The following is a 10,968-nucleotide window of genomic DNA, read 5'->3' on the forward strand; positions in this document are numbered from 1 at the left end:
GCGTTCAGACGGAACGAACCGTCGCATTCCTTGCAGATGGGCCGGACGGTGCCGTGGCCGACTTCGCGTCCGGACAGGAAGATGCTCACGCCCACGAGGACGACGTTCGAACCGAATTCCGCGCCGGACCAGATGAAGTGGCCCAGCCCGTTCTCCTCTGCCGTGAGACCGATCGAGATCTCGTCGTTCGCGCCTGGGTGCTGTGCGGCCACGTCCGCTCGAAGGCCGGCGATCGTGTCGCTGTACAGCAGGGGGGAGCGTCGGAGGAAGGCGCCCGGGTATACGAAGAACCAGACGATGTTGCCGAACCCTTTGCTCTTGAAGGACCGCGTCGTCGACGTCGAGGATTTCGCCTCGACCCTGCGTCAGACCGCCAACGGAGGCACCGTCATCGATCCAACGGTGGTGCAGCAGCTCTCTCGTCGCCGTCGCGACCCACTGTCGTCACTGTCTCCGCGTGAGCTCGAAGTCCTGGGCTTGATTGCTGAACACCATTCCAATGCTGCCATCGCCGCACTGCTCTTCATCACCGAGTCGGCGGTCGGCAAGCACGTGGGGAACATCTTCTCCAAACTGGTGCTGGCGCCCACCGACGATGCCAACCGCCGAGTCCTTGCAGTGCTCGCCTATCTCCGACGCGACGAAGACGGCTGAGCCAGCTCAGCGGCTGTGCGCTCAGGAAACGCGGCGGTACCTTTCGATCGACTGCTCGACGCACCCGCAACCCTCGACGAGTTCGGCGCAGTCGACAACCAGTTGGTGGCGGGCCTCGGTCCCACGGATGCACAGCTCGTCGGTGCACTCGGCGGCACCGTCCGTATGCAGGATCAGCGTCCCGTGGCAGTGATCGAGAACCTCGGATTCTCTGCAACGTGCGCATTCTCTGTTCACAACTTCGTTGATACCACCGCACCGCGACACACACGGGGACGTAAACGGTGTGTTGGTGGCCTGTTCAGGCGTTCATGCGACTGAGCGCTGCTGCCGTTTCCTCGTCGGTGGTCAACGACTCGGCAACCTGCGCACCCACCATGTCGTGAATAGCCCTCAAGCACGTGATGTGCTCGTCCAGGCGCGCGATGTATTGCTTGGTCGTATCGGAGAGAATCACCGCAAGGTCGTCTCCACAGTCGAAGTTGCCGAGAGGAAGCAGACCCGTGTGCCCTTCCATCCTGCTCTTGGATTCCTCGAGGGACGCAATTGCTTCCTTGCATGCATTCGCGCAATCGACCGCAACATCAGCGTCCAACACCAGCTCACCAGCTTTTGCTTGCGCCGCGAGCGACATCAGCGAATCCACCCCGGACACTTCATTACTCACTTTGAGCACCTCCCTTACCGATAGCGTAGACGTGAAAGGCGTCCGTCAGCGCGGCAGCTCATCGGCAACGGCAGTGCCGACCTGCACAGCCCACTCGCACATCGGCGTGGGGTCCTTGGTGAACACCGAATGGGACACCTGCATGTTCAGCACCCCGCCACTCTCGAACGGCACCACCAAATGGCAAAAGTCATCGGGTTTTCCGATCTCGGTGACGTACGTGAACGCTGGCCGATCGCCAACTGTCACGTCACGGAAGTCAAAGTTTCGAGGATCGTTGCGGAACTGCTCGACCGGAACCGTTGCCGTCGCACTCATCTTGATCCCGATCTGGTCGATGGTCTTCCATCCGCACGTCTTCCACCCTGGCGGCTCCGCAGCGAAACCGGGTCCTTCGGTCGCCGGGTCCAACGTCGCCGCCTGCAGTGCCTCGTCCGACAACGAGCACGGATCCCACGGCTGCGCTGCCTCAGGTGTTGTCGGAGTCTCGTCGCTTTCGCCGTCCCCGCACCCCGCGACACCCAACGTCACCACTGCACACAGTGCCGCAGCACCGACCCACACCCGTTTCCCCGTCATGCACGCATCTTCTCATCACCGCGAATGGCGGCCTGCCCTGGTCTACCCGTGACTCAGTTGCGCTCCACGTCGATCGGGTGGGTGGCAAGCATTGCGAGGGGGAGCGGCTGACGCCGGAGGACCTGGGCCCACACGTCCACGCGCGCGGGAGCGAGTACGTCCGATGCCAACGCAGAGATGACCATCCAGTCGTCTCGGCGAAGCTCCGACTCCAGCTGTCCGTACGTCCACCCCGAATAGCCGGCGAACACACGAACACCCTCGACCAACGGGATGACAGCCTCGGGGTCCGAGTCCAAGTCCACCATCACCACACGTCCGTGGACGCGCCGCAGCCCGGGCACTTCGTCGATCTCGACACCAGTCCGGAGGGTTGCGAGACACAGCGCCGAATCGCGCTTCACGGGCCCGCCGACGTAGAGGGTTTCCGGACGAGCAGCCAGCGAGGTCCACTGCGGCAGCACATCGTGCAGTGCGGTCTCGCTGGGCCGATTGACGACGACACCGAGGCTGCCGGTCTCGTTGTGTTCGATCATGTAGATGACGGTTCGCCGAAACGCAGGCTCGGTCAGTTCTGTGGAAGACACCAACAAACTTCCGGGGCGAACGATTGGTTCGGCCGATGCAGTTCGGTCCTCGGGTTCCTCTGCGTACTCCACGGAACCATCATTCCACCGCCATCCGACCGATGCCGTAACCGACGCGACCCCACTATCGAACCGGATCGAAACCGGCCACTTTCGCCAGGACACGGAGCTGATACTCGAACAATTCGGAGGGTTCGGCGAACGTGTCGGGTCCGTATTGTCCGAACACTTCGAAGTTCACTGCACCGAACAGCGACGACCACACGATCAGTCCGCGAGCCGCGAGAGGCGCGGGCATCTCCAGACAAAGGTCGGTACGAATCCGCTCGAGATCGGCGCCCAGCGCGGGTGCGACGTCGGTGTCGTCCCCGGACAGCAGGCCGCCCCGGTAGGCACGATCGAGGATTTCCACCAGCGTGGTGACCACTCGAGTTCCCGGCGTCGTCGTCTGCTCGCCGGGGGCGTGGTACCCGGGGACCGGACTACCGTAGAGCAGTCCGTATCGGGCCGGTTCACGCACGGCCCAGGCCCGGACCGATCTACCGAGCGCCAAGAATTGCTCGAGGGGCTCCGATTTCTTTGCTACTGCCGCATCGACTTCGACGCCCAGCTCGTTGTAGCCGTCCACCACCAGCAAGGTGAGCAACTCGTCACGGCTCTTCACGTATCGATACACAGCTGACGACACCACCCCCAGGTCCCGGGCGACCGCACGGAGCGAGAGGGCCGCTGCGCCGACAGCTTCGAGGTGTTCGCGTCCGATTCGCGTGATGTCCTGCAACGTTTGTTCGCGGGCGCGTTCGCGTGGAGTACCTGGCACGACTACAGAATGCCCGCCCGACGAGAGCAGTGTCAACAAACAAGAGCAGTGCTCTTGACATTGCCGACCATCGGGCGCATTCTCGAATCAGAGAGCAGTGCTCTCGTTACTCGCTGAGGACCTCACAGAATCGAAGGATCGCCATGACAAACCTCGAGATCGTCACCGGAGCAGGACCCGTCGGCTGGACCGTCGCCGAGCAACTCGCCGAAGACGGTCGCCGCGTACGCGTACTCACCCGATCCGGGAGCGGACCACAGCACCCCCTCATCGAACGCACGAAGGTGGACGTCTCCGACCCCGCAGCCGTCGCCGAAGCCTTCGAAGACGCCACCGCGATCTACCACTGCATCCACGGCAGCAAGTACAGCGCCGCAGCGTGGTCCCGAGAACTTCCGGCCGGCGAAAAGGTCGTACTCGAAGCCGCCGGGCAACTCGGTGCCGTGGTGGCCTTTCCCGAGAGCCTCTACTCGTACGACTCGACCGTTCAGCCCATGACCGAGACCGGCCCACGAACAGCGACCACCGGAAAGCCCGGCGTTCGGACCCGACTCCTGAAGGCGCGGGCCGAATCCCCGACACACACCGTGAGCGTCGTGGCATCGGACTTCTTCGGACCCAACGTGCGGATCGCACTGGCAGGCGAACGAATGGTGCCCACCGTCCTCGCGGGGAAAACGCAGTGGCTGCTCGGATCGGCCGACGCCCCGCACTCGTTCACCTACGTCCCCGACCTCGCCGCCGCGATGATCGCCGCCGCCCACGATCGGTCACTCTGGGACCGAGTTCTCCACGCGCCCACCGGTCCCGCCGTCACGCAACGCCAGATGGTCGAAGCCTTCGCCGCCGCGGGCCAAGTCCGATCACCCAAGGTGACGGCGGTCCCCGGATGGCTCCTGCGAGGTGTCGGCCGACTCCACGGCGACACCCGCGAACTCGCCGAAATGGTGTATCAATTCGAGAAGCCGTTCGTGATGAGCTCGACCGACAGCGAGAGGCTGCTGGGCCTGACACCCACCCCGCTCGCAGAGGCGGCCACGAACACGGTCGCGTGGTGGCGCGACCTGGAAGGCATCGCACAGACCGCAGCGTGACGGACCGATACAGTCTCCGGAGTGGAGGATCGGGCGAGCGGACGGAGCGCCAACTGGCGCACCACCATGACCGCTCTGCGGCAATCGCCCGGTCTGGCCCGGCTCGTCACCGTCCGTTTCACCAGCCAGTTCGGCGACGGCATGTTCCAGGCCGCGCTCGGCGGCGCCATCCTCTTCAACCCCGAACGGCACACCGATCCCGCCGCGATCGCAGCCGGATTCGCCGTTCTCCTGCTCCCGTATTCGATTCTCGGCCCCTTCGCCGGCGCACTCCTGGACCGCTGGGACCGAAGGTCGGTGCTGTTGTGGGCGAACATTCTCCGCGGAACGCTCATCCTCGCAACCGCGGGCCTACTGATCGGCGGAATCGACGAATCGACGATCTTCGTCCTGTCCCTCGCGGCCGTGGGGGTGAGCCGATTCGTGCTCGCCGGAGTTTCCGCTTCACTACCCAAGGTGGTCCGTCAGAACTGGCTGGTCCCCACCAATTCGGTTCTCGCCACGGCAGGTTCGGTGGTCGCCGCGCTCGGGGCATCGGCGGCCGTCACCGTCATAGGGCTCGTCGGCGCCGGTGACCTGGGTTCGGGAACCGCCGTCGGTCTGGCCGCATCCGGTTCGGTGCTGGCCGCCTTCACCGCGGCGGGCTTCCAACCCGGACTGCTCGGACCGCATCGCGACGAGAACGAACACCCCACGGCGATTCGCGCCGTTGCGGCAGGTCTGAAAACCGGTGCGGGTGCTGTCTGGACCACACCCGGTGTCACGACCGCGATGATCGGCATCGGGGCCCACCGGATCGTGTTCGGCGTCGACACGCTCATCATGCTGCTCGTCCTTCGCGACACCGAGAACCAGAGCCGCCTACCCGGAGGGTTCGCAGGATTCGGGCTCGCCCTCGGCGCCACCGCCGCAGGCATGCTGATCGCCGCTGTCACCACACCGCTCGTCATCCCGCGAATCGGACGCTCGCGAACCGTCGTCGGCGGGCTGGTGGTCGCACTGCTCGTGCAGGCCACGTTGGTCGCGACCCTCACCCAGATGTCGCTGCTCGCCGGAGCTTTCCTTCTCGGCTTCGCCGGCCAGTCCATCAAGCTCACCGGTGATGCCGCCATGCAGATCGAGATCGACGACGACCGTCGTGGCCAGGTGTTCGCACTCCAGGACACCGTGTTCAACCTCGCCTTCATCGCGGCGATCGCAGTCGCCGCAACCGCGATTCCCGCCGACGGGCATTCACTGGCGTTGGCCCTCGGCGCCTCCGGCGTCTATGCACTCGGATTGCTCGCCGTCGCCGCGAACAACCGCCGCATCTGACTGGAACACCAGATCCGGACGGCCCACGTTGCCGCTCGGTACGAGGATCGGATCGTGGGCAACGCCGACATCGGACGTGCCGAACGAGACCGGACGCGACTCGGAGCTGCCCCCGGGCGAATGGTCGAGCCGCGACGAACCGACCTCGGGTTCGGCCGGTGGTGATGGATCGGGAACGACCGGCCGCGGCACCTCGTGACTCCACGTGCCGTCACCTGCGACATCGGTGAAGAACCTGACCTCGTCCTGGTCGTCGATGTCGAGAACCGAATGATCCGCGACCCCGTCGCCGTCGAAGTCCCACATCGCATCGTCCAGCAGACCGTCACCGTCGAAGTCCAACCGCACGGCGTCCAGCGACCCACCTGCTCCCACGCTCAGATCGGTGAGCGAAGTCCACGTGGTGGGTGCGTCGACACCGGCGCCGAACGAATACTCGAGAGGGTCCATACCGGGATACGACGCAGCAGAACCTCATCCGGTTCCCACCGACTCCCCGGCTCACTCCCAGCTACTGTCCGATTCGGGTGTTATCTTCTTTCCGATCGACCGGTCACGACAGTGCGGTCGCCGGAGCGAAGGGCTGAACAGTGGTCACACGATTCACTTCCATGCGAGCCGCCGTCGGATCCGCTTCGTGCGCGATCACGGTCTTCGCCGCATCGGTCGGATTCGGGACCACCACCGCCCAGGCGCTGCCCGCGGACTGGCTGCCCACCAACTCGTGTGGCGAGGAGGGCTACAACCCCGCCAAGGAGCCGCCGAGCGAGGGTGGACCGCTCCTGCCGTCCATTCCCGAGACCGTGCACGTTCCGCTCACCTACCCGGAGTTCGTGCCCGTTCCGGTTCCCGGACCGCCTGCCGACAACACTCGTGTCCCCCAGGCGCCGCTGCCCGACGACCCGTGCGCGGACCCCTGCCCCGATCTGACCGACAAGACGGACTCCGACGACGCAGGCTCGTCGGGCTCCTCGGGGTCGGATGGCCTGCCGTTCCCGCGGATCCAGATCGACCCGATCCCCGAAACCATCCCGATCCCGATTCCCGGCGGCCCCGGTCCCGAGCCGCAGCCGGCCCCCGCACCCGACGTGCACCCGGCCGAACCCGGCACGCTCACTCCGGCAGTGAACAATCCGGCGGTCGGCGACGTTCGGCTGGTCTCTCAGGTGACCGGTAAGGGCTCCGAGAATCGAACCGACAAGCGCTGGCAGGTCAACGGAACCGACCTCGGCATCATCTGGGAGACGAAGCCGGGCGAGGTCGCCGTCGCGTTCGGTGACACATTCGGCAGCGACTGGAACCCGCCCGGTGCCAACGGCGAGGACTGGCGCTCGAACGTCCTGGGCCACAGCTCGGACACCGATCTCTCGGACGGCATGACCATCGACAGCATGGTGCAGGACAGCCGCTGCCACGCTGCCGAGGTCATCGACAGCCGCCACGTGAAGAACTTCGAGACCACGACCATCCCCACCTCCGGGTTCGCCATCGGCGACCGTCAGTTCATGAGCTACATGTCCGTGAAGCGCTGGAGCATCGTTCCCGGCATGTGGTACACGAACTACGGCGGCATCGCGTACTCGGACGACGACGGACAGACCTGGATCAAATCGCAACATGCCAAGTGGGAGAACGTTTTCGGTGCCCGCTTCCAGGTGTCGGCCATGGTTCCGCAGGGTGACTACGTCTACATGTTCGGTACACCCAACGGACGCATCGGCACCATCGGGCTCGCACGAGTGCCCACGGACAAGGTTCTCAACCCCACGGCATACCAGTACTGGTCAGACGGAACATGGACTCCGGTGTCGCAGCACCTCGCCACACCCATCATGTCCGGCATCGCCAGCGAATTGTCCGCCCGCTACGACGAAGTATCCGGCAAGTGGCAGATGAGCTACCTCGACCCGGCGCGTGGCGCCATCGTCCTCCGCGAGTCGGCGAGCCCGCAGGGTGCCTGGTCGGACGGCTCGGTGCTGATCGACACGTCCGACTACCCGAAGGCCTACGGCGGATTCATCCACCCGTGGTCGACGTCGGAGGATCTGTACTTCACGATGTCGGAGTGGGACAGCTACAACGTGTATCTCATGCACGCGAAGCTCGACTGACCGTCTCCTTCAGTGCGCGCGGTGGAGGCCGACCTCGGTCGCCTTCACCGCGAAGTACACGGATGCGCCCGGCACCAGATCCAATTCGGCGACGGCAGCCGCAGTAACGTCCGCGCTGAGTTCGAGACCGGACTCCGTTGCCCCACGCACCCGGATCACGTTGCCGCGAGTTTCCATCTCGCTCACGATCACCCTGAACGTGTTTCGTGGACTGCCTTCCGGCGTGTGCACGTGAATACCGACAGAGCTCGGTGCGAAGACGGCAACACCGGAGGCATCCACGTCGACTTCGGATTCCGCGGCCCCGGACACTGTTGTTCCGTCCGATGCCACCAAGACTCCGCCTTCGATACGACCCTCCACAAGATCGAGACCGGCGATGCGGGCTGCGAATCCGCTTCGGGGACGGGTCAACACGTCGTGCACCGGACCCGACTCGACGATGCGTCCACCGTCCACGACGATCACCCGATCCGCCAGGGCGAGGGCATCGAGGATGTCGTGGGTGACGATCAATGCCGTCCGTTGCGCTTCGCGCAGGACCCGCCGCAGCAGCACACGTAGCGCCGGGGCCGCCGTCACGTCCAGCGCGGACATCGGCTCGTCCAGAAGCAGCAACTGGGGGTCGGCCGCAAGCGCCCTGGCCACGGCAACTCGCTGAGCCTGCCCGCCCGACAGCTCACGTGGTCGCCGTTTCGCGAGCTCTGTTGCGCCCACTTCGTCGATCCACCGCAAGGCCAGTGCACGCGCACGACGGTGCCCGAGACCGGCACTTCGCGGCGCGAAGGCAACGTTGGCCTCCACGGTGAGGTGCGGGAAAAGCAGCGGTTCCTGCGCCAGAAGAGCCACCGAACGCCCGTGCGGTGGGACCGATGTGCCGGCCTCACTGTCGGTGAGGACCCGACCGTTCAGCTCGATCCTGCCCTCGTCGGGATTCACCAGACCCGCAACCATCGCGAGGATGCTCGACTTGCCGGCACCGTTGGGACCGAGCACTGCCAGCACTTCGCCCTGTTCTACCTCGAACGCCAAGTCCACTCCGCGATCGCGCAGCTTCACCTGTACGTACAGTCCTGTCATAGTTGCGACCTCGCTACCCAGGACCGCGACACGACGACGATCAGGATCGCGACCACCACGAGAACGAGTGAGAGCGCCACGGCCGCATCGGCATCGGTCTCGCGTTGTAAGTAGATCTCGAGGGGGAGGGTTCGAGTGACTCCTTGCAGACTGCCCGCGAACGTCAGCGTCGCACCGAACTCACCGAGAGCTCTGGCGAAGGACAACACCGCACCGGACAGCAGACCGGGCAGGACGAGCGGCAGCGTAACCCGTCTGAACACGGTGGTGGGGTGGGCGCCCAGAGTGGCAGCCACGTCCTCGTATCGTCGCCCCGCAGTGAGTAGCGCACCTTCGAGGCTCACCACCAGAAACGGCAGGGCCACGAACGTTTGCGCGAGTATCACTGCCGTCGTGGTGAAGGCGATGTGAACGCCGGCCACTTCCAGATGCTCACCCACCAGGCCACGCCTACCGAAGGTGTAGAGCAAGGCGATACCGCCGACCACCGGGGGGAGCACCAGCGGAAGGAGAACCAGCGAGCGGAGCACCTGCTGCCCACGAAACGAACTGCGTGCCAGAACCATAGCCATCGGGACACCGAGCAGGATGCACAGCACCGTACTGGCCGACGCGGTCTTCAACGAGAGCTGGAGTGCTGCGACGGAAGACTCTGAGGTGATCAGCTCACCGAAGCGGGACCAGTCGACCGCAAGCAACATCGCCAGGAGCGGCAATACCACGAAGGAGCCACCCAAAGCTGCGGGAAGGTAGATCCAGGCGGGAAGACCCGCCCGCACCCGCCGGGTCGTTGCTCGGTTCACAGCTCGCCTGTCACGGTTTCGCGAAGCCCGCCTCTGCCAGCACGGCCTGACCCTCGTCGCTCAGCACCAGGTCGACGAATCCTTCTGCAGCCGACGCGTTGCCCGTGCCTTCCAGCACCGAGATTGGATAGGTGTTGACCGCGGAATCGGATTCCGGGAAGGGGACTGCAGTGACCTTGTCCCCGGCGACGGCGGCATCTGTGACGTAGACCAATCCGGCGTCGGCCTGACCGGACGTCACCTTGTCCAGCACATCGGTGACCGAGGCCTCCTCGCTCACCGGGGTGATGTCGACATTCGCGTCCTCTTCCACCTTCTCGGTCGCCGATCCGCAAGGCACCTGCGGTGCACACGTCACGACCAGAAGTCCGTCTCCGGTGAGGTCCGACAGAGTACTGATGTTCTTCGGATTCCCCGGAGTGGTCACGATGGTGAGAGTGTTGGACGCGAAATCCTGTGGGTCACCTTTCACGAGGTTTGCGTCGACTGCCTTCGTCATGTTCGCCTCGTCCGCGGAAGCGAAGACGTCCGCAGAGGCACCCTGATCGAGGCGTGACACCAGCGTCGAGGATCCCGCGAAGTCGAAATCGACCGTGGAACCCGGGTTCTGCGACTCGTACATGTCACCCAGCTCGGTGAACGTCGTCTTCAGGGAAGCTGCTGCGAAAACAGTTATGTGCGAGGAGGATTCGGCGGCATCGTCGGCGCCATTCGCGTCTTCGGATCCACATCCGGCAAGTACGACGACAGCAAGCGCGCCGACAGCGGTCGAGGCGACGGATTTCTTCACGGATTTCCTCCGGGTGTTTCGATGATGACCGTCGTCGACTTGACGACGGCAACCGCGACCTTGCCCGGTTCGAGCCCCAGGTCGCGGACGGCTTCCGTACTCATGAGCGACACCACCCGAAAAGGGCCGCACTGCATTTCGACTTGCGACATGACCTTGTCGCTCGTCACGGCGGTCACGATTCCGACGAATCGGTTTCGAGCGGAGGAATCCGAACCGAGCAGGTCGGGCGCAGCCGGCGACTGCGACCGAGCGAAGCCGGCAAGTTCCGCCCCGTCGATCACCTTGCGACCCGACTCGTCCTTGTTCGCGGAGAGGTTGCCGTTGTCGATCCAGCGACGCACGGTGTCGTCACTGACACCGAGCAACTGGGCGGCCTCACGGATTCGGATTCCCGACATAGCGGAATGATAGTTCAGCGAATGCGGACAATCCACTCGGATAGATCCGTATCTGCGACTTTATCTGC

Annotated in this window: 14 protein-coding genes; 5 read left to right on the plus strand and 9 right to left on the minus strand. The window is 64.7% G+C overall.

What is annotated here, in order from left to right; translation table 11 throughout:
* Positions 1-297 precede the first annotated feature (297 nt).
* Together ACFWO3_RS17865 and ACFWO3_RS17870 are read left to right on the plus strand one after the other, a co-directional pair.
* A complete protein-coding gene (locus ACFWO3_RS17865; RefSeq protein WP_378580167.1) occupies positions 298-654 on the plus strand; it encodes a response regulator transcription factor in 357 nt (118 codons plus the stop codon).
* A gap of 15 nt (positions 655-669) precedes the next feature.
* Positions 670-975 (plus strand): hypothetical protein, encoded by a 306-nt coding sequence (locus ACFWO3_RS17870; RefSeq protein WP_378580169.1) that lies wholly within the window; start codon positions 670-672, stop codon positions 973-975.
* On the opposite strand, the gene ACFWO3_RS17875 is transcribed toward ACFWO3_RS17870, so the two are convergent.
* Genes ACFWO3_RS17875 through ACFWO3_RS17890 form a run of 4 tightly spaced genes read right to left on the minus strand, consistent with a single transcriptional unit; the run spans position 956 to position 3,307 of the window.
* Entirely contained in the window at positions 956-1,321 is a 366-nt protein-coding gene (locus tag ACFWO3_RS17875) for a hypothetical protein (RefSeq protein WP_378580171.1), read from the minus strand. The two genes, ACFWO3_RS17870 and ACFWO3_RS17875, sit on opposite strands and share 20 nt — an antisense overlap.
* A gap of 45 nt (positions 1,322-1,366) precedes the next feature.
* Positions 1,367-1,900 carry a DUF3558 domain-containing protein gene (locus ACFWO3_RS17880; RefSeq protein WP_378580177.1) on the minus strand — a complete coding sequence of 178 codons (534 nt, stop codon included), beginning with the start codon at positions 1,898-1,900 and terminating at the stop codon, positions 1,367-1,369.
* Positions 1,901-1,953: 53 nt separating this feature from the next.
* Positions 1,954-2,559 carry a YqgE/AlgH family protein gene (locus ACFWO3_RS17885; protein ID WP_378580179.1) on the minus strand — a complete coding sequence of 202 codons (606 nt, stop codon included), beginning with the start codon at positions 2,557-2,559 and terminating at the stop codon, positions 1,954-1,956.
* Between the two features lie 52 nt (positions 2,560-2,611).
* Entirely contained in the window at positions 2,612-3,307 is a 696-nt protein-coding gene (locus ACFWO3_RS17890; RefSeq protein WP_378580181.1) for a TetR/AcrR family transcriptional regulator, read from the minus strand.
* A gap of 143 nt (positions 3,308-3,450) precedes the next feature.
* Here ACFWO3_RS17890 and ACFWO3_RS17895 point away from each other — a divergent pair, with 143 nt between their 5' ends.
* A complete protein-coding gene (locus ACFWO3_RS17895) occupies positions 3,451-4,401 on the plus strand; it encodes an NAD-dependent epimerase/dehydratase family protein (protein ID WP_378580183.1) in 951 nt (316 codons plus the stop codon).
* Positions 4,402-4,422: 21 nt separating this feature from the next.
* Positions 4,423-5,715 (plus strand): MFS transporter, encoded by a 1,293-nt coding sequence (locus tag ACFWO3_RS17900; protein WP_378580185.1) that lies wholly within the window; start codon positions 4,423-4,425, stop codon positions 5,713-5,715.
* Here the strand turns inward: ACFWO3_RS17900 and ACFWO3_RS17905 are convergent.
* On the minus strand, positions 5,635-6,165 hold the full coding sequence (locus ACFWO3_RS17905; RefSeq protein ID WP_378580187.1) for a hypothetical protein: 531 nt from the start codon (positions 6,163-6,165) through the stop codon (positions 5,635-5,637). The genes ACFWO3_RS17900 and ACFWO3_RS17905 overlap by 81 nt on opposite strands.
* Before the next feature lie 161 nt (positions 6,166-6,326).
* Between ACFWO3_RS17905 and ACFWO3_RS17910 the strand changes: the two genes are divergently transcribed.
* Entirely contained in the window at positions 6,327-7,826 is a 1,500-nt protein-coding gene (locus ACFWO3_RS17910; protein WP_378580189.1) for a DUF4185 domain-containing protein, read from the plus strand.
* Positions 7,827-7,835: 9 nt separating this feature from the next.
* Here ACFWO3_RS17910 and ACFWO3_RS17915 read toward each other — a convergent pair whose 3' ends face one another.
* The 4 genes from ACFWO3_RS17915 to ACFWO3_RS17930 are packed head-to-tail and all read right to left on the minus strand — an operon-like array spanning position 7,836 to position 10,900.
* The gene (locus ACFWO3_RS17915; RefSeq protein WP_378580191.1) at positions 7,836-8,906 is read right to left on the minus strand and encodes a sulfate/molybdate ABC transporter ATP-binding protein; all 1,071 of its coding nucleotides are present in this window, start codon (positions 8,904-8,906) and stop codon (positions 7,836-7,838) included.
* A complete protein-coding gene (locus tag ACFWO3_RS17920; RefSeq protein WP_378580193.1) occupies positions 8,903-9,709 on the minus strand; it encodes an ABC transporter permease in 807 nt (268 codons plus the stop codon). The genes ACFWO3_RS17915 and ACFWO3_RS17920 overlap by 4 nt, the downstream gene beginning before the upstream one ends.
* A 10-nt stretch (positions 9,710-9,719) precedes the next feature.
* Positions 9,720-10,499: a molybdate ABC transporter substrate-binding protein gene (gene modA, locus ACFWO3_RS17925; RefSeq protein ID WP_378580194.1), complete on the minus strand. Its 780-nt coding sequence runs from the start codon at positions 10,497-10,499 to the stop codon at positions 9,720-9,722.
* Positions 10,496-10,900, minus strand: a complete 405-nt coding sequence (locus ACFWO3_RS17930; RefSeq protein ID WP_378580196.1) for a molybdopterin-binding protein — start codon at positions 10,898-10,900, stop codon at positions 10,496-10,498. Before ACFWO3_RS17930 ends, modA begins: the two co-directional genes overlap by 4 nt.
* Positions 10,901-10,968: the final 68 nt, after the last annotated feature.

The sequence above is a fragment of the Rhodococcus sp. NPDC058521 genome (genome assembly GCF_042719695.1).
Classification (GTDB): Bacteria; Actinomycetota; Actinomycetes; order Mycobacteriales; family Mycobacteriaceae; genus Rhodococcus_F.